Source organism: Streptomyces sp. NPDC002795 (assembly GCF_042888725.1).
Lineage (GTDB): Bacteria > Actinomycetota > Actinomycetes > Streptomycetales > Streptomycetaceae > Streptomyces.
Genome location: NZ_JBIAQB010000020.1, coordinates 42,219 through 65,697, shown reverse-complemented (window position 1 = coordinate 65,697; position 23,479 = coordinate 42,219). Strand labels below are relative to the sequence as shown.

Here is a 23,479-nt window from a genome sequence, read left to right as displayed (position 1 = left end):
CCGCCCCCCACACATTAGTTACGGCAGTTAAGGCAGTCTCATATGTCGCGGAAGATACTCGTCGTGGGAGCCGGCCAGTCCGGCCTCCAGCTCGCCCTCGGCCTGCAGACCCAGGGGTACGAGGTCACCCTGATGTCCAACCGCACCGCCGACGAGATCCGTTCCGGACGGGTCATGTCGACGCAGTGCATGTTCCACACGGCGCTCCAGCACGAGCGTGACCTCCAGATCAACTTCTGGGAGTCGCAGGCCCCGAGGATCGAGGGCCTCGGCGTCTCGGTGGCCGCGCCCGGATCCTTCGACCCCGGCCCCTCGCAGCGGGCCATCGACTGGGTCGGCAGGCTCGACGGCTTCGCGCAGTCCGTCGACCAGCGCGTGAAGATGGCCGGCTGGATGGAGACGTTCGCGCAGCGCGGCGGGCAGCTCGTCATCCACGGCGCGGCGGTCTCCGACCTCGACTACTTCTCGCGCACGTACGACCTGGTGCTGGTCTCGGCGGGCAAGGGCGAGCTGGTCTCGATGTTCGGCCGGGACGCCGCGCGGTCCCCGTACACCGAGCCGCAGCGGGCCCTCGCCGTCGCCTACGTCCACGGCCTTGGCGTGCGCCCCGAGCACCCGGACTTCGACGCGGTGCGCTGCAACCTGGTGCCCGGCGTCGGTGAGCTGTTCATCATGCCCACGCTCACCACCTCCGGCCGCGGGGACATCCTCTTCTGGGAGGGCATCCCCGGCGGCCCGCTGGACGCGTTCAAGGGCGTCAAGGACCCCTCCGAGCACCTGGCGCTGACGCTGGAGCTGATGGAGAAGTTCGTGCCGTGGGAGTACGCGCGCGCCACGAAGGTCGAACTGACCGACGCCAACGGCACGCTGGCCGGGCGGTACGCCCCGACCGTGCGCAACCCCATCGGCCGGCTGCCCTCCGGCGGTGCGGTGCTCGGTGTGGCGGACGTGGTCGTGGCGAACGACCCGGTCACGGGCCAGGGCTCCAACTCGGCCTCCAAGTGCGCGGCTTCGTACCTCGCCTCCATCGTCGAGCACGGTGACAAGCCGTTCGACGAGGAGTGGATGCAGTCGGCGTTCGACCGGTACTGGGAGACGGCGCAGCACGTCACGAAGTGGACGAACGCGATGCTGGGTGCTCCGCCGGAGCACGTCCTCAACCTGATCGGTGCGGCCGGTCAGCTCCAGCCCGCGGCCGACCGTTTCGCGAACGGCTTCAACGATCCGTCCGACTTCGAGAACTTCTTCTATGAGCCGGAGAAGACGGAGGCGTACCTGGGGTCGCTGACCGGAGGGGCTCAGTAGGTCGCCGACCCGTACCCCGTGTCATCCCCGGCGTCCGCCCCTTCGGGCAGGGCCGGGGCCCGGTAGCCGGTCATCGCCGACGCCCCCGGGTCCGGGCGGACCGCTCCGAGGAGGGGGTTCGCCGCGATGGGGGAGACCTTGACGCGGGTGCCGGGGCGCGGGGCCTGCACCACCATGCCGTCGCCCAGGTACATGGCGACGTGCGTGGCCTTGGGGAAGTAGATGACCAGGTCGCCGGGGCGCAGCTCCGACATGGGTACCCGGGGCAGCGAAGCCCACTGTTCCTGTGACGTCCGCGGGATCACGCGCCCCGCGTGGGCCCAGGCCTGCGACGTGAGGCCCGAGCAGTCGAAGGAGTCGGGGCCCTCCGCACCCCACACGTACGGCTTGCCGATCTGGCGGACGGCGTAGGACAGCGCCTCGTCGCCCGCCCGTGACGGGGCCCTGCCCGTCGAGCTCAGCGCGCCGGACGCCATGAACGCCTGCTGCGCCCGTGATGTCCCCCGCGCCTCCAGGCGCGCCACATCGGCGAGTTGGTCGGCGGTGAGGGAGGCGAGCAGCTGCTCGACCTCCTTCAACCGGTCCTGAACCGCGTCCCGCTCCTTCTTCTGCCGCTCCGCGAGCCGCAGCTGCTGGTCCAGCGCGCCCCGCGCCTTCGTCGCCAGCGCGTCGGCCTTCTTCTCCCGGCCCGTGAGCCGGTCGACGGTGGCCTGCCGCTCACGCGCGGCCCGCCGCACCACATGGCCCTCGTCGAGCGCCCGCTGAGGGTCGCGCGAGAGGAGGAGGCGCAGGTACGGGGAGAACTCGCTGCGCCCCTGGTACTGCTCGCGTGCGAGCCGCCCGGCGTCGGTCCTGCTGCTGTGCAGCGACGACCGCGCGGCGGCCAGCTTCTTCGCGAGGCCGTCCGCTGACTTGCGGCGCTCCTTGAGCGCCTCCTCCGTCGCGTTGTACGTCTCCGTGGCGGCCTCGGCGTCCTGGTACAAGCGCTGGAGGTCCGTGAGGAGGTCGGCGACTGAGCGCGCCGCGCCGGGCCCCGGCCGTGGCTCGGGTCCGGGTGCCGCGCTCGCGGGCAGCGGCGTGAGCAGCGCTCCCGTGACGGCCACCGTGCACACCCACCGCACAAGGCTGCCTGACACCTGATCACCTCCGGTGCGGGACAACCTCTGTGCCCCACACCGTGAACATGAACAGAAAGGCGGGCCGCCCACCCGCCGGGCTGCTCGCTTCGGCGCAACTCCGCCACCCGTCCGGTGCCCGCACGGCGAGCCGCCTTTACGCCAGCGGCGACCGCTTCCCCGACCACGGCCACTTGAGCTCCCGCCCGGCCTTCCCGTCCGGCGCGAACACGTAACGCCACTGCGCCAGGAGCCGCATCCGCTTCCCGCCGGGCGAGGCCTCCCGGACGTACACGAGCACGGTGTCGTGGCCCCCGCCGTCGTCCGGCACCGGCACCTTGTACACCTTGGGCGGATTCCCGGTGGCGGTCACGAACACGGGCAGCACCCGTCCGTCGAGGGGCCCGCCGACAAAGGGGATCTCTTCGCTCTTCACGCGACCAGTGTCACGCAGGGCGGCGTACAGCCGTCACCGGAGCCGCTCACAGCAGGCGCGCCGCATCGCTCACCACCGGCAGCACCCGCCTCGCCAGTTCCCCGACGAGGCCGTCCGGCGACTCCAGCGCGAGCGCGTACCGCACCACGTCCGCGGTCTGCGGGTCCCGGCCCGCCGTCGCCGCCAGGACCGCCATGAACTGGTCGACGAGCCCGTCGCGCAGCTCGTCGAGCGGTGGCTGCTTGTCCTCGTCGAGCCAGATCAGGGAGGCCGCCTCCACCGCCGTGATCCACATGCGGACGGTCATCCGCAGGCGCGGTCCCGGTGCCGCCTGGCCGAGGTGGCTGAGGATGTGCTCGGCCGCGGCCCTGCGCACCCCGTCCACGATCGCCGTCGTACGGGAGGTCTCCACCACGCTGCCGCCCTGGAGCAGCGCCGCGAAACCCATGTCGTGCTGGTAGACGAAGCCCAGGTAGCGGTCGAGCGCGCGGGTGAGGCGCGCGGTGAGCGGGCCCTCGGGGGGCTCCGCGAAGCACTGCTCCAGAACGTCGGCCGCGGAGCGCAGCGCGGCCTCGTACAACTGCTGCTTGCCGCCGGGGAAGTAGCGGTAGACGAGGGGCCGGGACACCCCGGCGGCCTCCGCCACGTCGTCGAGCGAGACGTCTTCCGGGGCCCGGTGCGCGAACAGCGACAGCGCGGATTCGAGCAACTGCGCCCGCCGCTCCTCGACGCTGAGCCGTTTGTAGGCGGGCGTGCCGGTTGCCGAGGTCATGTTCTGAGCGTAACCGGCACGTCGAGCCCGCTTACTAGGCCAAAAGTCCCGAGGACCGCCACATCTGCCGGCCGACGCCGCGCAGCACGCCGATGTCGTCCAGGAAGTCGGTCAGGCGCTTGGCCCCGGACTGCATGACCTCGCGGCGGTGGCCGCTGGCCTTGACCTGGGCCATGGCCTCCCTCTTGTCGAGGCCCACGTTCTCGTACACCTGGGGGTTGATGAACGCCACGGAGAAGACGCGGGCGAACTCGCCCGAGGTGATCCGCGTGAACTCCTGCGACCAGCGCGGCGCCGTCACCATCTGGCGCCTCAACTCCTCGCGCGCGTACCGGACATGGCGCGCCTCCTCCACGACGTGGATGCGCGTCACGCCGCGGATCAGCGTCTGTACGCGCTCGTCGGGGAACGTCAGCCGCTGCATCCAGTCGAGGACCTCCTCGCCGAGCAGCGTCGCCGTGAACGACCCCGGTGTGGTGGAGACGGTCTTGAAGAGGCGGCCCAGATTGTGGTGGACCGGCGCCACCGGGTACCAGGGCGTCTCGCCGCGCGAGATCAGCCGCGCGAACATCTTCGAGTGCCTGCACTCGTCCTCGATCTCGGTCAGCGCGTACCGCACGTGCGCGCTCGTCGCCGCCTTGTCGTAGACGTGGCGCACGAGGAGCTGCATCAGGATCAGCTCGAACCAGATGCCCAGTGAGGCCAGCGCCGCCGACTCGTGCTGGGACAGGACGATCCGCTGCTCCTCGCCCATCCGCTTCCACAGCGGGGTGCCGTACAGGGACACCAGCTCGGGCGGCCAGAACCACTTGCCCTCCTCGAAGGGCGCGTTCCAGTCCAGCTCCTTGTCCGGGTCGAAGGAGTGCTTGGCGGAAGAGTCGAGCAGCCGCTCGGCCACCTGCTCCCGGTCCTTGAGCAGACCGAGCGCGTCGCGCAGTCCCGCCAGCGCGTCGGCTTCCGTCATGGTCGTCATGGCTGTCCCCACCTCTTCGTACGGGAATCCAGGGTTACCGTCGGTCACGTCTGCATCGGTTCTTATGAGACTGCGCGTCAGCAAGACCGTCAATCCCTCGCGCACGACTGCGTACGACTTGTTGACCCCGCGTCTACCACCGTGTGAGCCTGCCAGCATGGCGACGCATGAGCTGTACACCAAGGCCCCCAATGGGTCCAACTGGCAAGTACCGTCCGCCAGTTCGGCTCGCCTCAGCTGGGAATACGACGACGGGCGCGACCGCCTCCTCTCCCTCTACCAAAAGGGCAAGGACAAGCAGTGGGACGGCGCCAAGCGCATCGACTGGGAGCTGGAGGTCGACCCCCACGACCCCCTCGGCACCCCCGACGACGCGCTGGCCCTCTACAACACGCCCTACTGGGCGAAGATGACCGACAAGGACAAGGCCGAGCTGCGCAAGCACTCCGCCTCCTGGCAGTTCAGCCAGTTCCTGCACGGCGAGCAGGGCGCCATGGTGTGCGCCGCGCGGATCGTGGAGTCCGTCCCCGACCTCGACGCCAAGTTCTACTCGGCGACGCAGACCATGGACGAGGCGCGGCACGCGGAGATCTACGGCCGCTTCCTGCACGAGAAGCTCGGGATGCTCTACCCGATCAACGACAACCTCCAGTCCCTGCTCGGCGACACCCTGCGCGACTCCCGCTGGGACATGCCGTACCTGGGCATGCAGGTCCTCATCGAGGGCCTGGCACTCGCCGCGTTCGGCCTGCTCCGCGACACCACCGACAAGCCGCTGCCCAAGCAGATCCTCGCGTACGTGATGCAGGACGAGGCCCGGCACGTGGCCTTCGGGCGGATGGCGCTGCGCGACTACTACAAGCAGCTCAGCGACGCCGAACTGCGCGAGCGCGAGGAGTTCGTCATCGAGGGCTGCTACCTGATGCGCGACCGGCTGCGCGGCATCGAGGTCCTGGAGAACTTCGGCATCCCCAAGGCCGACGCGGAGAAGTACACGGAGCAGTCCGAATTCCTGGCCATGTTCCGGCAGTTGCTGTTCTCGCGGATCGTCCCGTGCGTCAAGGACATCGGCCTGTGGGGCAAGCGCCTCCAGCAGGCCTACGTCGACATGGGCGTCTTCGACATGGGCAACTCCAACCTCGACCAGCTCATGGCCCAGGACGAGGAAATCGCCGAACAACTCGACGCGCAGCGCTTCGCGGCGGAGGAGCAGGAGCGGGTGGCGGAGGTGGAGGAGGCGGTACAAGCGGGCCGGTCAACCACATAAAGCCGCGCCGGCGATTGAGGCGCGGGGTCCGGGGCAGAGCCCCGCGACGTGCACCATGTCGACCTCACCCGTCCGACGACCCCAGAACCGCCTCCATCACCGACTTGGCGACAGGAGCCGCGCTCCCTCCACCACTGATGTCGTCGCGATTCGCGGAGGCGTCCTCCACGACCACCGCGACCGCGACCTCCGGCGTGGACGCGTCCTTCTTCTTGGCGTAGGAGATGAACCAGGCATACGGAGTGCCTTCGTTGTTCTCGCCGTGCTGCGCGGTGCCCGTCTTGCCCCCGACCGTGGCGCCGGAGATCCGCGCCCCGGTGCCCGTTCCCTCGGAGACGACGTCCTCCATCATCGTCTGCAGCTGCGTCGCCGTGTACGGGGACATGACCTGCTTGTAGGTGTCGGTGCCGGTCTCCGAGACCGTGTCGCCGTCGCTCGCCGTGGTCTTGTCGACGAGGTGCGGCTGCATCAGTGCGCCGCCATTGGCGACGGCCGAGGACACCATCGCCATCTGAAGCGGCGTCGCGGCGGTGTCGTACTGGCCGATGGAGGAGAGCGCCAGCTGCGAGTCGTTCATGTCGGTGTCGAAGTTCGACCGCGCGGCCGCCATCGGGACCTTGATCCCGCTGTCGTTGAAGCCGAAGTTCTCCGACATCTTCACCATGTCGGAGAGCCCGGTCTTGACCCCGAGGTTGGCGAACACGGTGTTGCAGGAGACCCGCAGCGCGTACTCCAGCGTCGCGTCCGTGCAGGCGTCAGAGGCGGACTCGTTCGTCAGCTGTGTCGTCGTGCCCGGCAAGGTGTACGGGGACGGGGTGTCGGTCGACGCGCTGATGCCGCTCACCACGTTGTTCTCCAGGATCGCGGCCGCCGTGACCACCTTGAACGTGGAGCCCGGCGGATACGTCTGGCGCAGCGCCCGGTTGAGCATCGGCTGCTCCTGCGACTTGTTCAGCTCGGCCCACGCCTCGGTCGAGGAGGAGTCGGTTCCGGCGATCCGCCCGGGATCGTACGAGGGCGTGCTGACCAGCGCCAGGATCTTCCCGGTCGACGGGTCGATCGCCGCGACCGCGCCCTTCTTTCCGCCGAGCCCGGAGTACGCGGCCTGCTGCGCGCGGGCGTTGATGGTGGTCTTCACATTGCCGCCGGGCTCCTGGGCGCGCGAGATCTCGTTCCAGAAGGGGACGGGGGACAGCATCGGGTCGGTGCCGGAGAGGACGTCGTCCTCGGCGCTCTCCACGAACGTCGTGCCGTACGTCTGCGAGGCGTAGCCGGTGACGGGGGCGTAGAGCGGCCCGTTCTTGTACGTCCGCTCGTAGCGCAGCGACTCCCCGGTGTCCCTGGAGCCGGTGACGGACTTGCCCTGGACGAGGATGTCGCCGCGCGGCTGCCCGTAACGCTCGATCGTGGAGCGGCGGTTGGCCGAGTTGTCGTCGAGCTTGTCGGCCTGGAAGAACTGGATACGGGCCGCGTTGAGGAGCAGCGCGATCAGCAGGATCAGGCAGAACACCGAGGCCCGGCGGATGTACTTGGTCACTTGGCGCTCTCCACGTGGTCCGGGGCGTTCCCGGGGGACTCGGGCAGCAGCTGGCTCCGGGCCCGGTCGCTGACCCGGATGATGATCGCGACGATGATCCAGTTGGTGACGAGGGACGAACCGCCCTGCGCGAGGAACGGCATCGCCATGCCGGTGAGCGGGATGAGCCCCATCACGCCGCCCGCGATGACGAAGACCTGGAGCGCGACGATCGAGGCGAGCCCGATGGAGAGCAGCCGGCCGAACGGATCGCGCAGCGCGAGCCCCGCCCGGTAGCCGCGCTCCACGAGCAGCGCGTACAGCAGGAAGATCGCGGTGAGCCCGGCGAGCCCCAGCTCCTCGCCGGCCGTCGCCAGGATGAAGTCCGATTTGGCGGCGAAGCCGATCAGGTTCGAGTGGCCGAGGCCGAGCCCGGTGCCGAGCATGCCGCCCGCTGCGAACGCGAACAGCGACTGCGCGAGCTGGCTGGCGCCCTGACCGGCGTCGATGGAGGCGAAGGGGTGCAGCCAGTCCTCGACGCGGCTGTGCACGTGCGGCTCGAAGGAGGCGACGAAGAACGCGCCCACGGCCGCGAGCACGAGCCCGATGGCGATCCAGCTGCCGCGGCCCGACGCCACGTACAGCATGATCACGAACAGGCCGAAGAAGAGCAGCGAGGTTCCCAGGTCGGTCTCCAGGACAAGGACGCCCACCGTCATCAGCCAGATCACCAGGATCGGCGCGAAGACCCGCATCGTCGGCAGCTGGAACCGCCAGATCCGCTTGCCGGTGTACGCCAGGGCGTGCCGGTTGGCCGCGAGGTAGCTGGCGAAGAAGATCGCGAGCAGGATCTTGGCGAACTCGCCGGGCTGGATGGAGAAGCTGCCGATCTGGATCCAGATCCGGGCGCCGTTGATCGGCGGGAAGAAGATCGGCAGGATCATCAGCACCAGAGCCGTGACCACGCAGATGTAGGCGTATCTCTGGAGCACCCGGTGGTCGCGCAGGAAGAGCACGGTGAGGATGAACAGGGCCACGCCGAGCGTGGACCAGATCAGCTGGGTGGGCGCCGCCTGGTCGCCCGGCGTCTCCAGGTCGAGCCGCCAGATCAGCACCAGACCGAGGCCGTTGAGCAGCACGGCGATCGGCAGCACCAGCGGATCGGCGTACGGGGCGCGGAAGCGGACCACGAGATGCGCGACGAGCGCGAGCGCCCCGAGCCCGGCGCCGTAGCTCAGGGCCCCGCCCGGCACCCGGCTGTCCTTGGAGAGCCCGACGTCGATGTATCCGTAGACGCTGAGCAGCACGGCGATGACGAGCAGGGCCAGTTCGGTGCCCCGCCGCCGGGGGACGCGCACAGCGGGTACCGAGGACGAGGTGCGGGTTCCCGACGTGCCCGATGATCCGGTCATACCGGGAACGTAGCAAGCAAGTGCCGGATGTCAGGTTATGTCAGCACCAGCGCGGCACGGCGCCGATGTTCTGGATGTACTTCGCCGAGCCCCACGCCCAGGTGCCGTCGGTGAGGAGGTACCAGTACGAGTTCCCGCCGACGCTGTCGCCCGAGGTCTTGCAGAAGATCGGGACGATCGCGCGGTACGGCACCGAGCGGACGACCTTGGCGCCGCGGGTCGGGGCGTCGCGCAGCAGCAGCCCGGACTTCGCGGTGACGCGGCCCTTGTAGACCGGTGTCGAGCCGTCGGAGCCGGAAGCACCGGCGGTCTGGGCGACGGCCGGGACGGCCGCGGTGGCGACGAGGGTGGCGACGGCGGCGATGCCCATACCGAGACGCTTGGTGAGGGACATGCGAGTCCTCCTGAAGTGGGGGAGAGGGGCGGGCGAGGAGCCTTGAATGCCCGGTTTCACACTAAAAGCGGTACGCAGGGCACGCAAAAGGTCACTCTCCGCTACGAAGCACTCTCCGCTACGAAACCTCGGGCCCGGCCCCCTCGTGCGGCAGCGTCAGCGTCGCCACCGCACCACCGTCCGCCGCGTTCCCGAACTCCAGGCGCGCGCCGAGGACTTCGGCCTGTCCGAGCGCGATGGTCAGGCCGAGCCCGTGCCCACGGGCACCGCCCTCGGTGCGGAAGCGCTGCGGTCCGTGCTCCACGAGATAACCGGGGTAGCCCGCGCCGTGGTCGCGCACCGTGACCACCGGGCCCTCCACGGTCAGGGTGACCGGCGCGGCGCCGTGCAGATGCGCGTTGGCCACGAGGTTGCCGAGGACCCGCTCCAGGCGGCGACGGTCCGTCAGCACGCAGACATCCCGCACGAGATCGACCTCCGTGGGCGTGCCGGACGCCCGCACCACCCGCTCGACCACCGGGCCGAGCCGGTTCTCGTCCAGGTCCAGCGGCTCGCTGCGCGCGTCGAGCCGCGAGATCTCCAGCAGGTCCTCGGTGAGCGTGCGCAGCGCGGCGACCCGGTCCCGCACCAGCTCCGTGGGCCGCCCCGGCGGCAGCAGCTCGGCGGCGGCGTGCAGCCCGGTCAGCGGCGTCCGCAGCTCGTGCGCGACATCGGCGGTGAACCGCTGCTCGGTCAGGATCCTGGCCTGCAGTGAACCGGCCATGCTGTCGAGCGCGCCCGCGACATCGGCCACCTCGTCGTGGCGCCGCCCCGGGTCCTTCGTCCGGCGGTCGTCGACGCGCGCGTCCATGTCGCCCGCGGTGATCCTGCGCGCCACCCGCGCCGTCGCGTGCAGGCGTCGCGTCACACGGGTCACCGCGAACGCGCCGACCAGCAGCGTCGCCCCGATCGCGAGCACGGACGAGGTGAGGATCGCCCCGTCGAGCCCGTCGATGGTGCGCCGGCCCTGCGCGAAGTCGACCCGCACCGCGAGGGCCCGCTCGCCGCCCCGGCCGGTGGCCGCCGGGCCCGCGGCCCACATCGTCGGCCGCTCCCGGCGCGCCGCGATCATCGTGCCGCGCTCCCCGCGCACGGCGAGGGCGCGCAACTCGGCGGGCAGGCCCGGCGGATCGAGGCCCGCGCCCGGCGCGAGCTTGCCCCCGGCCTCGTACCGCTTGGTGGTGGACTTCAGGAGGTCGAGCGCGCGTTCGCGGGCCTGACCCGTCGTCTGGTCGGTGACCGAGACGTGCACGAGGACGCCGAGCAGCGCGGCGAGCGCGCAGCACATCACGGTGATGAACACGGTCGCCTTCCACGTCAGCGACGCGGTCCAGGCGGGCAGCCGCAGCGCGCGCGGACTCATGAGCGGCTCGGTGACGGCGTGTCAGGAGTGTGCGAGGACCCGGTGCGCAGGATCTCGTCGCGGGTCGGCAGCATCGCCTTCTGGTGTCCGTCGTACGACCAGGACGTGCGGTACTCGTACCCGGACAGGTCGGCCGCGGCGCGCACCACGATGTTGCGGCCCGCCAGATGCACGTTGATGACGGCGTCCCTGTCGTCCATGATCTGGGTCAGCTTCCCGCCGCTGTACGTGTACGCCTGGAGGTACGCCTCGCGGTGCGGGGCGCGGACGGCGACGAGCAGATCGTCCTGTCCGTCACCGGTCAGATCCCGGTAGTACCCCCTGAGAACGGGACAGTCCTTGGACGCCGGGCAGTCCGCGACATCGGCGGCGACGTCCTTGTAGTCGTCGGGCGCGGCGGCGACGCGGGCCCGCACGATCGTCACCGGGTCGACCGCGCGCAGCTTCCCGCCGGGCACCTCGACGCCCTTGACGACGGCGGTGTCCCCGGCGCCGTAGTCGTCGGTGGCGCGGGTCGCGGACGGCAGCGTGGGCCACAGCCGCTCCGGGCCGACGGCCGTCGGCGTCGGGCCCGCGCTCTCCAGGCCGCCCTGGTCCCCGCAGCCGGCGCACGCGCAGAGCAGTACGGCGAGGGCCGATACGCCGAGGAGCTTTGACGTCACTGCACTCCTGCCTGCCGGGTCGAACGGGTTGCGAAGGTCATCATGCCGGGCCTGCGGGCTTATTGCCCTGCGGCATGGCTTGCTGCTCCCATGGTCGTGGGGTGATGGGGCATGAGCGGACTGCGCGTCATACCGACCTGGCGGCACGGCCAGGAGTGGCTCTACGTGTGCGGGGACGACGGCACGAACGTCGCCTGGTACGACCGGGACGCGGGCCGGGTGAACCTGCTGAGCGAGGCCCGGCGGGCGGATGTGCTCGACGTGCTCCGCCCGTTCGTCACCGGCCAGGTCGCCGTCGGCCCGCCCCCGGTGCCGACCCCCGCCGAACTGGCCGGGCTCACCCTCCACCCCGACGACGACCTCGCGCCGAACCGTCCCGGCGAGGCCCTCGTCATCTCCCTGGACCGCGACCCGGGCCCGCAGCGCCGGCTGCGCACCGACCCGCGGCGCAGGGCGCTCGCCGCGCAGGCGCGGGTGGGCGAGGTCCTCGACGGACTTGAGGCGGTCGGCTGGCGGGTGCTGCACTCGGTGCCACTGCCCGGCGGATCCCGCATCCACCACCTGCTGATCGGCCCCGGCGGCCTGTTCGCGCTGCACACGCTGCCCGTGCGCAGGCAACGGGTGCGGGTCGGCGACCCCTGGGTGACGGCGGGCCGCGGGGAGCGGCAGCCGCTGCTGCGCCGGGTGCGGGCCGACGCGTCCCGGGCCTCCTTCGCCCTCACCGCGGAGGTCCGCGCGGGCCTCGTCCTGGTGGAACCGGCGACCGTCGAGGTGACGACACCGCCGCGCAACGTCCACCTCTTCACCGACACGGACCTCTCACCCCTGGCCCGCACGGGCGGCCTCCTCAAACCGGCGGACGTGGAGGCGCTGCACATGATGGCGCGGGACAGGGGAACGTGGGGCCGAGTGTGACCACCTCAACCCATTTCAAGCGCAGCGGCGCCTGAGGCTCAGCCCTGCGACCGCAACGCCGGTTCGGCAAATTAAGCCCCTGCGGCGATTGAGCAGCGGGGTCCGGGGCAGCGCCCCGCGACCGCAACGCCATCCGCCTCAAGGAAGCTCCCCGGCCCGCCCACCGTCGAACACCCCCGCGAGCAGATCCCCATCCCGCTCCAGCCGCGCGACAACGTCCCCCGCGACAAACACCAGATCCCCCGCAGCACCGCACCCCTCCACCTCCCCCCACGTAACCGGCGCCGAAACCGTCGGAGACACCCGCGCACGCAACGTGTAAGCCGCCGCCGTCGTCTTCGCGGCGGAGTTCTGACTGTGGTCGACGAACACCTTCCCGGGCCGCAGGTTCCGCGCCATCCGGTGCACCACGAGCCCCGGCAGCGCCTCCTCCGCCTCCCGCGCGAGCCCCTTCGCGTACGCACTGACCCGCTCCGACGCCGTAGGCACCAGCGGCACCAGCAGATGCAGCCCCTTGGACCCGGAGGTCTTCGCGTACGCGTCGAGCCCGTCCCGCGCCAACCGCTCCCGCAGCCACCCGGCCACCTCGCAGCACTGCACGATGTCGGCCGGGGCCCCGGGGTCCAGGTCGAAGACCAGCCGGTCGGCGCGGCCCGGAGCGTCCGCCCGCCACTGCGGCGTGTGGAACTCGGTGACCAGGTTCGCCGCCCACATCAGCGTCGGCAGGTCCTGCACGAGGATCTGCCGCGAGACCCCGTCCGAGCGCGACACCTCGGCCGTCTTCACCCAGGAGGGCGTCCCCGGTGGCACGTTCTTGGCGAAGAACCGCTGGCCCTCGGGCCCGTCGGGAAAGCGCAGGAAGGAGACCGGGCGGCCCCGCAGGTGCGGGAGCAGGGCCTCCGCGGCCGTCGCGTAGTAGTGCAGCAGCTCGCCCTTGGTGAATCCGGAGTCGGGGTACAGCACCTTCTCCAGATTGCTGAGCGTGAGCCGCCGCCCCTCCACTTCTGTGATCGGCGCCATACGGTAATACTCTGGCAACCCAGCCCGTTATGTCCTCTATGTCGCGCATCGGCGCGAACCGGGAGGTCCACCGTGCGCTCCATATGGAACGGCGCCATCTCCTTCGGCCTGGTCAGCATCCCGATCAAGCTGGTCAACGCCACCGAGAACCACTCGATCTCCTTCCGCCAGATCCACCTGGAGGACGGCGGCCGCATCCGCTACCACAAGGTGTGCGAGCTGGAGGAGAAGGAAGTCGCGAACGACGAGATCGGCAAGGGGTACGAGGACGCCGACGGCTCGATCATCCCGATCACCGAGGACGACCTCGCCCAGCTCCCGATCCCCACGGCCAGGACCATCGAGATCGTCTCGTTCGTGCCGGCCGAGCGGATCGACCCGCTCCAGATGGGCACGGCCTACTACCTCCAGGCCAACGGCGTCCCGGCCGCCAAGCCGTACACGCTCCTGCGCGAGGCGCTCAAGCGCAGCAACAAGGTGGCCATCGCCAAGTTCGCGCTGCGCGGCCGGGAGCGGCTCGGGATGCTGCGGGTCGTCGACGACGTCATCGCGATGCACGGACTGCTCTGGCCGGACGAGATTCGGGCCCCCGAGGACGCCGCCCCCGACTCGAACGTCACCGTCCGCGACGCCGAACTCGATCTGGCGGACGCCCTGATGGACACGCTCGGCGAGGTCGACATGGACTCCCTCCACGACGACTACCGGGACGCCGTGGAGGAGATGATCGAGTCGAAGGCCTCCGGCGCCGAACCGGCCGAGACTCCCAAGAAGTCGGGCGGCGGGGGCGGCAAGGTCATCGACCTCATGTCGGCGCTTGAGAGCAGCGTCAAGGCGGCCAAGAAGGCGCGGGACAAGGGGGACGAGGACGTCGCCGAGGTGACGGAGCTCGCGTCCCGGCCCCGTACGAAGAAGTCCACCGCCAAGAAGACACCCGCGAAGAAGACGACGGCGACCAAGAAGTCCACGAAGTCGACCTCGGCAAAGAAGAAGCCGACGCCTCGGAAGAAGACGTCGGCTTGAGCTTTAAGCCCCGCCGGCGATTGAGGCGCGGGGCCCGGGGCAGAGCCCCGAGACCGCAACCCCGTCGCCGGGTGAACGCAGAAGCGGCTACCGCCCCCGCGCGAGCTTCGCGGCGTCCCGCTTGAACGCCCACTCCATCTTCGGCTCCATCACGAACCGGAACATCCGCTGGACCGGTGGTGTGCACAGCACGGTGATCAGGCTTCCCGCGAGCACCGTCACCACGATCTGGCCCCACGGTGTGTGCACCCAGGCCACGTCGTACCAGTCCCCGAAGCGGGAGCCCTTGGCGACGAAGCCGTGCAGCAGGTAGCCGTACAGCGTGCCCGCGCCGAGCGCCGTGAACCACAGCTTGCGGCCCGGCACCCACGCGAAGAAGCACGCCGTGAGAATCACCGAACAGCCGAACATGGCCAGCGTCATGACGATGCCGGTCCAGCCGGGCGCACCCAACTCCTGTGCGCTGTCCCGGTGGTACGTCCACGCCGCGGTCATCCGCGGCGCCGCCCAGTACGCGAACAGCAGCGCGGCTCCGAAGACCGGCACCGCGATGATCCGCGCCTCCTTGCGGCGCACCAGCTGGAAGTGCTCCGGCTTCAGGCACAGACCGAGGACGAAGAACGGCAGGAACTGCAACAGGCGCTGCATGTCCAGGTCGTCGCCGATGCTGGGGGAGACGGAGGCGAGCGCCGCGATGGCGAGCGCCACCGGCAGCGGCCAGCGGATCGTCTTCCAGATCGGCGTGCTCAGCCGCCATACGAACAGCGACACCAGGAACCAGGTCAGGTACCAGGGGTCGAGGAGGCTGAAGTCGTACCCGGGGTCGTCACCGGCGTACCGCTTGAAGAGCGTGTAGACGACCTCGAACACCACATACGGCACCGCCACACCCGTGATCAGCCGCTTCAGCCGACCAGGGCTCGCGTCGAACGACCGCGAGAAGTAGCCGGAGATCACGATGAACGCCGGCATGTGGAACGTGTACACGATGATGTAGAGGGCGGAGGCCGCCCGGCTCCCGTCGCGCAGCGGCTCCCAGGAGTGGCCCATCGCGACCAGGACGATCGCCAGGTACTTGGCGTTGTCGTAGAACGCGTCCCGGGCCTTGCCGGTCTTCGGTGTCGCGGTGGCGGCCGGTGTGGCCGCCTGTCTCCTGGACGGAGTGCTCGCGGGTGCGACGGTGTCCTGCTGATCGGGCAGCGGGGCCCGATGAGCCGCGAGCTGTACCGGTTCGCTCACGATCCCTCCCGTTGGGAACCCCGGCTGCCGGATACGCATCTTCCTGGATTCGTGAGGTTCAAGTGGCTGCGAGACATCGACCGAACCGTAGTCATGCGGTGGGGCACGAGTAAACCTGGATCGGGTGGGCGTGGCGGCTCTCACAGTCCTGATCAGGAATGACAACCGCTCAAACGCGTTCCCTGCCGGTCTCCGTAGCGAGAAGTCGACAACGGCCGAAAGGGTGCGTCAGTTGAGCCCGGCCTCCGCGACCCGCCGCAACAGCCCGTGCAGCGTCTCGCACTCGTCCGCGTCCAGCGGCGCGAGCAGCTCGCTCGTCACGCGCGACCCCGCCTCGTCCGAGCCGCGCAGGAAGTCCCGGCCGTCGTCCGTGAGCACCACGATCCGGCTGCGCCGGTCGCCGGGGGACGGCCGCCGCTCGACGAACGAGGCCTTCTCCAGGTCGTCGACCAGGCCCACGATCGCGCTCGGGTCGTAGCCGAGCCGCGCGCTCAACTCCCTTTGGAGCGCGCCCTCGCCCGTGGCCAGGAAGCGCAGCACCGCGTAGTGGCGCAGGCGCAGCCCCGACTCCTGGAGCGAGGCGTTGAACAGCTGCCCCGAACGCAGGCCGAGCCGGTACAGCAGATAGCCCGTGTCGGCGTGCAGCCCGCGCATCCATGGCTCGTGCGCGTCGATCGGGGCGGGGGTCATGAGGTCTCCCTGGGGTGGGCCTGCGGTGTGCCGCGCCAGTCTCTCGCATGTACGGGTCAGCTACAACTATTGACGTCACCAATTATTGTTCTTAGCTTCCTTCTTGCCCCGCATGTCACCGGCAGGAAGGGACCCGCACGTGTCCATCGATCTCACCGGAAAGGCGGCCGTCGTCACCGGCGGCGGCCGTGGCCTCGGCCTCTCCTACGCCCATGCCCTCGCCGCCCACGGCGCCTCGGTCGTCGTCAACGACGTCGACGAGGCCGTCGCCGAAGCGGCCGTGAAGTCCATCAGGGAGGCGGGCGGAACGGCCGTCGCCGAGGTGGTCCCGGTCGGCACGGCCGAGGCCGCGGACCGCCTGGTGGCGCGTGCGGTGAGCGAGTTCGGCCGCCTCGACGTCCTGGTCACCAACGCCGGCATCCTGCGCGACAAGGTCCTGTGGAAGATGACCGACGACGACTTCGACGCGGTGCTCACCACCCATCTGAAGGGCACCTTCACCTGCGCCCGCGCCGCAGCCGTCCGCATGCGCGAGCAGGGCGAGGGCGGCACGCTCGTCCTCGTCGGCTCGCCCGCGGGGCAACGGGGCAATTTCGGCCAGACGAACTACGCCGCCGCGAAGGCCGGAATCGTCGCCATGGCCCGTACGTGGTCGATGGAGCTGGCCCGCGCGAACATCACGGTCAACGCGATCGTCCCGGTCGCCGCGACGGCCATGACGGAGACGATCCCGGCTTTCGCCCCGTACGTGGACGCCCTGCGCGGCGGCGAACCGCTCCCGTCCTTCCTGCGCAAGGGCGAGGGCTTCGGCACACCGGAGGACTGCGCGGCCCTCGTCCCCTTCCTCGCCTCCGAAGCGGCCCGCTCCGTGACGGGCCAGGCGATCGGCATCGGCGGCGACCGGCTCACGCTCTGGTCGCACCCGCAGGAGATCAAGTCGGCCTACGCGGACGGGGGCTGGACCCCGGACACGCTGGCGCAGGCGTGGCCGACGTCGGTCGGCGCCGAGCTCCAGACGGTCGGCATCCCCGCACCGAAGCTCCCGGAGGCGTGATGAACATCGACGAGCTGGCGGCGATCGACGTACACACCCACGCCGAGGTCTCCTCCAAGGGAAAGTCCTCCCTCGACGACGAGCTCCACGAGGCGTCCTCCGCGTACTTCAAGACCGAGGGCAACCGGAAGCCGACCCTTGAGGAGACGGCCGCGTACTACCGCGAGCGGAACATGGCCGCCGTGATCTTCACGGTCGACGCCGAGTCCGCGACGGGCACCGAACCCGTGCCGAACGAGGAGGTCGCCGAGGCGGCGGCCGCCCACCCGGACGTCCTGATCCCGTTCGCCTCGATCGACCCGTTCCGGGGGAAGGCGGGCGTGAAGCAGGCCCGCCGCCTGGTGGAGGAGTACGGGGTGAAGGGCTTCAAATTCCACCCCTCCATCCAGGCCTTCTACCCGAACGACCGCTCCGTGGCCTACGAGCTCTACGAGCTGATCGAGGAAACGGGCACGATCGCCCTCTTCCACACCGGCCAGACGGGCATCGGCGCGGGCGTCCCGGGCGGCGGCGGCATCCGCCTGAAGTACAGCAACCCCCTCCACGTGGACGACGTGGCGGCCGACTTCCCCCACCTCAAAATCATCCTGGCGCACCCCTCGTTCCCCTGGCAGGACGAGGCCCTGGCCGTGGCGACCCACAAGCCGGGGGTGCACATCGACCTCTCCGGCTGGTCCCCGAAGTACTTCCCGCCCCAGCTGATCCAGTACGCGAACACGCTCCTCAAGGACAAGGTCCTCTTCGGCTCGGACTACCCGGTCCTGACCCCGGACCGCTGGCTCGCCGACTTCGCGAAGCTGGACATCAAGGAAGCGGTCCGCCCCAAGATCCTCAAGGAGAACGCGGCCCGCCTGCTCGGTCTCACCAAGCCCTGAAGGGGATCGGTATGCGCAACGAGGGACTGGGTTCGTGGCCCGCCCGCCGGGCCCGCAAGACCCCGCACCGCACCGCCCTGATCCACAACGGCACGACGTACTCGTACGCCGACCTGCACGACCGTACGACCCGCCTGGCACACGCCCTGCGAGCACAGGGCGTACGCCGCGGCGACCGCGTCGCCTACCTCGGCCCGAACCACCCCTCGTACCTGGAGACGCTGTTCGCGGCCGGCACCCTGGGCGCGGTCTTCGTCCCGCTCAACACGCGCCTGTCGACAGCCGAACTCGCCTACCAGATAAGGGACTCGGGAGCGAAGACCCTCCTGCACACCGGCGGCAGGGAACCCGCCGAGGCGCTCTCCGTCCCCCTGACGATCGAGGCCGAGGGAGGCGGGTACGAGCAGTTGCTCGCGTCCGCCCCGCCGGACCCGGTCGACGAGGCGGTCGGCGCGGACGACGTCTGCCTCATCATGTACACCTCGGGCACGACGGGCCGCCCCAAGGGCGCCATGCTCACCCACGCCAACCTGACGTGGAACGCGATCAACGTCCTGGTCGACCACGACCTGATCGCGGACGAGGTCGCCCTCGTCTCGGCGCCCCTGTTCCACACGGCGGGCCTGAACATGCTGACGCTGCCGGTGCTGCTCAAGGGCGGCACATGCGTCCTGGTCGGCGCCTTCGACCCGGCGGCCACGTTCGACCTGGTGCGGCGGTACGGCGTCACGTTCATGTTCGGCGTCCCGACGATGTTCGACCTGCTGACCCGCCAGCCCGCCTGGCCGACCGCCGACCTGTCCTCGCTGCGCATCCTGACCTGCGGCGGCGCCCCGGTACCGCCCCCGCTGATCGCGGCCTACCAGGAACGCGGCCTCACCTTCCTCCAGGGCTACGGCATGACGGAGGCGGCCCCCGGCACCCTCTTCCTCGACGCCGAACACGCGGTGACCAAGGCGGGGTCGGCGGGTGTGCCGCACTTCTTCAGCGACGTACAGGTCGTGGGCCCGGACCTCGCCCCGGTGGACACCGGCGAGACGGGCGAGGTGGTGGTCCGCGGCCCGCACGTGATGCCGGGCTACTGGGGCCTGCCGACCGAGACAGAGGCCGCCTTCTCCGACGGCTGGTTCCGCACCGGAGACGCGGCACGTGTCGACGCCGACGGCTACGTCACCATCGTCGACCGCTTCAAGGACATGATCATTTCCGGCGGCGAGAACATCTATCCCGCCGAGATCGAGGCCGCCCTGCTCGCCCACCCCGACGTGGCGGAGTGCGCGGTGATAGGCGTCCCGGACGAGAAATGGGGCGAGGTCCCCCGCGCCATCGTGGTCCCGCACCCGGGCACGGCCCCACGCCCCGAGTCCCTCCTCGCCTCCCTCTCCGGCCGGTTGGCGAAGTACAAGATCCCCAAATCCCTGGTCCTGGCCCGCGAACTCCCGCGCACCGCCTCCGGAAAGCTCATCAAGTCCCGCCTGCGGGAAACCTACGCACAGAACGGTTGACGAGAATGTCCCTCACGGTGAACGGCCTGGCCGAACTCGCGAAGCTCACCGGAACCGACCTCGGGACCAGCGACTGGCTCGAGATCACCCAGGACCGCATCAACACGTTCGCCGACGCGACGGGCGACCACCAGTGGATCCACGTGGACCCCGAACGCGCCGCGGCGGGCCCCTTCGGCGCCCCCATCGCCCACGGCTATCTGACCCTCTCCCTCTTCATCCCCCTCTTCACCGACCTCCTGGACGTCCAGGGCGTCACCACCAAGGTCAACTACGGCCTCAACAAGGTCCGCTTCCCGTCCCCGGTGAAGGCGGGCTCCCGCATCCGCCTCGCGGCGAGGGTGGCATCGGTGGAGGAGGTGCCCGGGGGAGGGGCCCAGATCACGATCGACGGAACCGTAGAGATAGAAGGCGCCCCGAAGCCGGCGGCGGTCCTCCAGAGCGTGTCCCGCTTCTACGCCTGACCCGTGGACGTAAAAAAGACCCCGCCGACAGCGTCTCCGCTGCTGACGGGGTCTTCAGGCACCTAATTCAAGGTGCCCCCGGCAGGATTCGAACCTGCGCACCCGGCTCCGGAGGCCGATGCTCTATCCCCTGAGCTACGGGGGCGTGCGCCGCACTGTGTGTCGCGACGGGTAGAACACTACCAGCTCCTTCGAGGTACTCAGGAACGGGTTATCGCCCGCGGGGACGGCCGGGTTCGGGGCGCCTGTACGGGGCGGAAGTGGGGAAAACCCGGACGCGGTGGCGGGTGCCGACCTACTCTCGAGTTGTGCCAGGCGCGTCCGGCCGAGTCCTTGTCGTGGACGACAACAAGGTCATTCGGCAGCTGATCAGGGTCAATCTCGAGCTGGAGGGCTTCGAGGTCGTGACCGCGGCCGATGGTGCCGAATGTTTGGACGTGATCGACCAGGTGCGTCCCGATGTCGTCACGCTGGACATCGTCATGCCCCGGCTCGACGGACTGCGCACCGCCGCCCGGCTGCGGGCGGACGCCCGGACGCGCGCGCTGCCCATCGCCGTCGTCAGCGCTTGCACCCAGTACGAGGTCGAGAGCGGGCTCGACGTCGGCGTCGACGCGTTCCTCGCCAAGCCCTTCGAGCCCAGCGAACTGGTGCGTGTCGTACGGCGGTTGAGCGAGCAGGGGCGCGCGGCGGCAGGCCCCGCCGGTGCCTCCCGGGCGGGCGCCGCGCGCGCCGTGAGCGCCGCCGACGAAGCCGAGCAGGCCACCCGCACCGCCGACGCCTGAGCGTCCCGCGGCCCCGGCCGCCCCGTCCGCATCCCGGACCTTCCGGGAAACCGGGTCGCCTCCCCACCCCCCTCCTCCCATACGCTTGTCCCGTGACCCCCGCCGAGCTCTCCCGCACCGTCCTGCGCGCCGTCCGTCGCGCGGTCGACGACGGTGAGCTCGACGCTGCCGTGCGCACGGCGGGCGAGGAGCGGATCGTCGTCGAGCGGCCGCGGCCCGGCGGGCGCGGGGACTACGCCACCAACATCGCGCTACAGCTCGCCGGCCCCGCCGGACGGCCCCCGCGCCAGGTCGCCGAGATCCTGTCCCGGCGGCTCGGGGAGAGCCCCGGCATCGCCGAGGTCGCCGTCACAGGTCCCGGTTTTCTCAACGTCACGCTGCTGGAATCCGCGTCCGCGTCCGGTGCGCTCGTCGCGGAGATCCTGCGCGACGGGGAGCGGTACGGGTTCGCCGAAGGCGGCACCGGACAGGTCGTTCAGCTGCACGCCGCCCGCGAAGTGCGCGCCCTCGTCGTCATGGACTCCGTCGCCCGTCTGCTGCGCGCTCAGGGCGCCCTCGTACGGACCAGCTGCGCAGGCGGCCCCCGGCCCGAGTGGGTCGGCGTTCTCGGCGTCCAGGTCGACGCGAGCGACGGCCCCGAATCCGCGGGCTCCCCCGACATCAACGTCCGGCCCGTGCCCGCCCCCGCCGACCCGCTGCCGCTCGGCCGCGACGCCGCCCGGTGGGCCCTGCTCCACCCCGCCGGCCACGACCGGCCCCGGATCGGCGACGCGTACGACGAGCACCTCGCCCAGCGCGAGACCAATCCGCTCTTCCGCGTCCGGTACGCCCATGCCCGCACCCGCGCCCTGACCTGCGGCGCCGCGGACCTCGGCTTCGCCGCCGACCCCACCGGACACGACGTACCCGGTCAGGAAGACCTCGTCGCCGCGCTCGCCGACCACCCGCGCATCCTCCGCGCCGCGGCCGAGCAGCACGCCCCCGACCGCCTCGCCCGGCACCTCGTCGGCGTCGCCGACACGTTCATGGCCTCGCTCCACCCGGCCGTACTGCCTCAAGGCGAGGAGAAACCCTCGGCCGCCCACCGCTCCCGGCTCGCGCTCGCCGAAGCCGTCGGGACGGTGCTCGCAGGCGGCCTGACCCTGCTCGGCATCGACGCACCCGAACATCTGTGACACAGAAGTAGACGAAGAGAGCCATCGCAGACATGAGCCGTTCAGCACACCCCGCCGGTCCCCGTCACGCCGACGTCCTGCCCGAGGGCCACTACAACAGCGGCCCGCCCGACGACCTCAACGTCCTCGACCCGAAGGTGTGGGCGCGGACCGTGGCCCGTACCGGCGAAGGCGCCGTCAGCGTCGGCGGGCTCGAAGTCGCCCGGCTCGCCGAGGAGTTCGGCACCCCGGCGTACTTCCTCGACGAGGCGGACTTCCGCGCCCGGTGCGCCGCCTGGCGCGACGCCTTCGGCCCCGACGCCGATGTCTTCTACGCCGGCAAGGCCTTCCTTTCCCGTGCCGTCGTGCGGTGGCTGGACGAGGAGGGGCTCAATCTGGACGTCTGCTCCGGTGGTGAGCTCGCCACCGCGCTCTCCGCCGGCATGCCCGCCGAGCGCATCGCCTTCCACGGCAACAACAAGACCGAGGAAGAGATCAGCCGCGCGGTCCAGGTGGGCGTCGGGCGCATCGTGCTCGACTCCTTCCAGGAGATCGCCCGCGTCGCCCACATCGCCGACGGACTCGGCAAGCGGCAGCGCGTACAGATCCGCGTCACGGTGGGCGTCGAGGCGCACACCCACGAGTTCATCGCCACCGCGCACGAGGACCAGAAGTTCGGCATCGCCCTCGCCGACGGGCAGGCGGCGGAGGCCGTGCGGCGCGCGCTGAAGCTCGACGGCATCGAGCTCATCGGCATCCACTCGCACATCGGGTCGCAGATCTTCGACATGGCCGGCTTCGAGGTCGCCGCGCGCCGCGTCGTCGGGCTGCTCGCCGAGGTGCGCGACGAGCACGGGATCGAGCTGCCCGAGATCGACCTCGGCGGCGGGCTCGGCATCGCGTACACCAGCGACGACGACCCCCGCGAGCCGCACGAGATCGCGAAGGCGCTGAACGAGATCGTGGGCCGCGAGTGCGAGGCCGCCTCCCTGCGCACCCCCCGTATCTCCGTGGAGCCGGGGCGCGCCATCGTCGGCCCCACCGCCTTCACGCTCTACACCGTCGGCACGGTCAAGCCGCTCGAAGGACTGCGGACCTACGTCTCCGTCGACGGCGGCATGTCCGACAACATTCGTACCGCCCTCTACGACGCCGAGTACACCGTCGCCCTCGTCTCCCGCCGCTCCGACGCCGCGCCGATGCTCGTCCGCGTCGTCGGCAAGCACTGTGAGAGTGGCGACATCGTCGTGAAGGACGCGTTCCTGCCCTCCGATGTCGCGGCCGGTGATTTGATCGCCGTGCCGGCCACCGGCGCGTACTGCCGCTCCATGGCCAGCAATTACAACCACGCGCTTCGCCCGCCCGTCGTCGCCGTACGCGACGGTGAGGCCCGGGTGATCGTCCGGCGCGAGACGGAGGAAGATCTCCTGCGGCTCGACGTCGGATAAATGAAATCTACGTCTCACGATCCGGACCGTGGGCTGAAACCCCGGTCCGGTGG

The 23,479-nt window shown here is 70.5% G+C and carries 23 protein-coding genes and 1 tRNA gene; 11 read left to right on the top strand and 13 right to left on the bottom strand.

Translation table 11 applies throughout. The annotated features are described in order from the left end of the window. The first annotated feature begins 42 nt into the window (after positions 1-42). Positions 43-1,305: a styrene monooxygenase/indole monooxygenase family protein gene (locus ACFYWS_RS38510; protein ID WP_389284289.1), complete on the top strand. Its 1,263-nt coding sequence runs from the start codon at positions 43-45 to the stop codon at positions 1,303-1,305. Here ACFYWS_RS38510 and ACFYWS_RS38505 read toward each other — a convergent pair. From ACFYWS_RS38505 to ACFYWS_RS38490, 4 genes are all read right to left on the bottom strand, one after another. Continuing rightward, positions 1,299-2,441, bottom strand: a complete 1,143-nt coding sequence (locus ACFYWS_RS38505) for an NlpC/P60 family protein (RefSeq protein WP_389284287.1) — start codon at positions 2,439-2,441, stop codon at positions 1,299-1,301. The genes ACFYWS_RS38510 and ACFYWS_RS38505 overlap by 7 nt on opposite strands. A gap of 136 nt (positions 2,442-2,577) precedes the next feature. After that, positions 2,578-2,856: a hypothetical protein gene (locus ACFYWS_RS38500; protein ID WP_389284285.1), complete on the bottom strand. Its 279-nt coding sequence runs from the start codon at positions 2,854-2,856 to the stop codon at positions 2,578-2,580. A gap of 46 nt (positions 2,857-2,902) precedes the next feature. Beyond that, the gene (locus ACFYWS_RS38495; RefSeq protein WP_389284283.1) at positions 2,903-3,628 is read right to left on the bottom strand and encodes a TetR/AcrR family transcriptional regulator; all 726 of its coding nucleotides are present in this window, start codon (positions 3,626-3,628) and stop codon (positions 2,903-2,905) included. A gap of 34 nt (positions 3,629-3,662) precedes the next feature. After that, positions 3,663-4,601 (bottom strand): diiron oxygenase, encoded by a 939-nt coding sequence (locus ACFYWS_RS38490; protein WP_389284281.1) that lies wholly within the window; start codon positions 4,599-4,601, stop codon positions 3,663-3,665. Between the two features lie 157 nt (positions 4,602-4,758). On the opposite strand from ACFYWS_RS38490, the gene ACFYWS_RS38485 reads away from it, so the two are divergent. Next, positions 4,759-5,868: a ferritin-like domain-containing protein gene (locus tag ACFYWS_RS38485; protein WP_389284279.1), complete on the top strand. Its 1,110-nt coding sequence runs from the start codon at positions 4,759-4,761 to the stop codon at positions 5,866-5,868. Between the two features lie 64 nt (positions 5,869-5,932). Here the strand turns inward: ACFYWS_RS38485 and ACFYWS_RS38480 are convergent, their stop codons facing one another. From ACFYWS_RS38480 to ACFYWS_RS38460, 5 genes are all read right to left on the bottom strand, one after another. Next, positions 5,933-7,405 (bottom strand): peptidoglycan D,D-transpeptidase FtsI family protein, encoded by a 1,473-nt coding sequence (locus ACFYWS_RS38480; protein WP_389284277.1) that lies wholly within the window; start codon positions 7,403-7,405, stop codon positions 5,933-5,935. After that, positions 7,402-8,796: an FtsW/RodA/SpoVE family cell cycle protein gene (locus ACFYWS_RS38475; RefSeq protein WP_389284275.1), complete on the bottom strand. Its 1,395-nt coding sequence runs from the start codon at positions 8,794-8,796 to the stop codon at positions 7,402-7,404. Before ACFYWS_RS38475 ends, ACFYWS_RS38480 begins: the two co-directional genes overlap by 4 nt. Before the next feature lie 40 nt (positions 8,797-8,836). Continuing rightward, complete coding sequence (locus ACFYWS_RS38470; protein WP_389284273.1) at positions 8,837-9,190, bottom strand: SH3 domain-containing protein; 354 nt, start codon at positions 9,188-9,190, stop codon at positions 8,837-8,839. Between the two features lie 118 nt (positions 9,191-9,308). Next, positions 9,309-10,592, bottom strand: coding sequence for an ATP-binding protein (locus ACFYWS_RS38465; protein WP_389284272.1), 1,284 nt, complete (start codon positions 10,590-10,592; stop codon positions 9,309-9,311). Further along, positions 10,589-11,254 carry a hypothetical protein gene (locus ACFYWS_RS38460; protein ID WP_389284270.1) on the bottom strand — a complete coding sequence of 222 codons (666 nt, stop codon included), beginning with the start codon at positions 11,252-11,254 and terminating at the stop codon, positions 10,589-10,591. The genes ACFYWS_RS38465 and ACFYWS_RS38460 overlap by 4 nt, the downstream gene beginning before the upstream one ends. A 111-nt stretch (positions 11,255-11,365) precedes the next feature. Here ACFYWS_RS38460 and ACFYWS_RS38455 point away from each other — a divergent pair, with 111 nt between their 5' ends. After that, complete coding sequence (locus ACFYWS_RS38455; protein ID WP_389284268.1) at positions 11,366-12,169, top strand: nuclease-related domain-containing protein; 804 nt, start codon at positions 11,366-11,368, stop codon at positions 12,167-12,169. 138 nt (positions 12,170-12,307) lie between these two features. Here the strand turns inward: ACFYWS_RS38455 and ligD are convergent, their stop codons facing one another. Next, positions 12,308-13,189, bottom strand: coding sequence for a non-homologous end-joining DNA ligase (ligD, locus tag ACFYWS_RS38450; RefSeq protein WP_389284267.1), 882 nt, complete (start codon positions 13,187-13,189; stop codon positions 12,308-12,310). A gap of 72 nt (positions 13,190-13,261) precedes the next feature. Here ligD and ACFYWS_RS38445 point away from each other — a divergent pair, with 72 nt between their 5' ends. Further along, positions 13,262-14,212, top strand: a complete 951-nt coding sequence (locus tag ACFYWS_RS38445) for a Ku protein (protein ID WP_389284265.1) — start codon at positions 13,262-13,264, stop codon at positions 14,210-14,212. Positions 14,213-14,299: 87 nt separating this feature from the next. Here ACFYWS_RS38445 and ACFYWS_RS38440 read toward each other — a convergent pair whose 3' ends face one another. Beyond that, positions 14,300-15,451 (bottom strand): acyltransferase family protein, encoded by a 1,152-nt coding sequence (locus tag ACFYWS_RS38440; RefSeq protein WP_389284264.1) that lies wholly within the window; start codon positions 15,449-15,451, stop codon positions 14,300-14,302. 228 nt (positions 15,452-15,679) lie between these two features. Continuing rightward, positions 15,680-16,141, bottom strand: a complete 462-nt coding sequence (locus ACFYWS_RS38435; protein ID WP_389284263.1) for a MarR family winged helix-turn-helix transcriptional regulator — start codon at positions 16,139-16,141, stop codon at positions 15,680-15,682. A gap of 112 nt (positions 16,142-16,253) precedes the next feature. Here ACFYWS_RS38435 and ACFYWS_RS38430 point away from each other — a divergent pair, with 112 nt between their 5' ends. From ACFYWS_RS38430 to ACFYWS_RS38415, 4 genes are read left to right on the top strand one after another with little or no spacing between them, the layout of a single operon-like run. Then, complete coding sequence (locus ACFYWS_RS38430; RefSeq protein ID WP_389284261.1) at positions 16,254-17,195, top strand: SDR family NAD(P)-dependent oxidoreductase; 942 nt, start codon at positions 16,254-16,256, stop codon at positions 17,193-17,195. Beyond that, a complete protein-coding gene (locus tag ACFYWS_RS38425) occupies positions 17,195-18,070 on the top strand; it encodes an amidohydrolase family protein (RefSeq protein WP_389284259.1) in 876 nt (291 codons plus the stop codon). Before ACFYWS_RS38430 ends, ACFYWS_RS38425 begins: the two co-directional genes overlap by 1 nt. Positions 18,071-18,081: 11 nt before the next feature. Then, positions 18,082-19,575 (top strand): long-chain fatty acid--CoA ligase, encoded by a 1,494-nt coding sequence (locus tag ACFYWS_RS38420; RefSeq protein ID WP_389284258.1) that lies wholly within the window; start codon positions 18,082-18,084, stop codon positions 19,573-19,575. Between the two features lie 5 nt (positions 19,576-19,580). Further along, positions 19,581-20,039 (top strand): MaoC family dehydratase, encoded by a 459-nt coding sequence (locus ACFYWS_RS38415; RefSeq protein WP_389284257.1) that lies wholly within the window; start codon positions 19,581-19,583, stop codon positions 20,037-20,039. A gap of 73 nt (positions 20,040-20,112) precedes the next feature. On the opposite strand, the gene ACFYWS_RS38410 is transcribed toward ACFYWS_RS38415, so the two are convergent. Beyond that, positions 20,113-20,184 (bottom strand) — tRNA-Arg (locus ACFYWS_RS38410). 115 nt (positions 20,185-20,299) lie between these two features. Here ACFYWS_RS38410 and ACFYWS_RS38405 point away from each other — a divergent pair. The 3 genes from ACFYWS_RS38405 to lysA all read left to right on the top strand — a co-directional run bounded on the left by ACFYWS_RS38405 (position 20,300) and on the right by lysA (position 23,426). Continuing rightward, entirely contained in the window at positions 20,300-20,824 is a 525-nt protein-coding gene (locus ACFYWS_RS38405; RefSeq protein ID WP_389284255.1) for a response regulator, read from the top strand. Positions 20,825-20,916: 92 nt separating this feature from the next. Further along, positions 20,917-21,999: an ArgS-related anticodon-binding protein NrtL gene (gene nrtL / locus ACFYWS_RS38400; protein WP_389284254.1), complete on the top strand. Its 1,083-nt coding sequence runs from the start codon at positions 20,917-20,919 to the stop codon at positions 21,997-21,999. 32 nt (positions 22,000-22,031) lie between these two features. Continuing rightward, positions 22,032-23,426: a diaminopimelate decarboxylase gene (gene lysA, locus ACFYWS_RS38395; RefSeq protein WP_389284253.1), complete on the top strand. Its 1,395-nt coding sequence runs from the start codon at positions 22,032-22,034 to the stop codon at positions 23,424-23,426. The last annotated feature ends 53 nt before the right edge of the window (positions 23,427-23,479 follow it).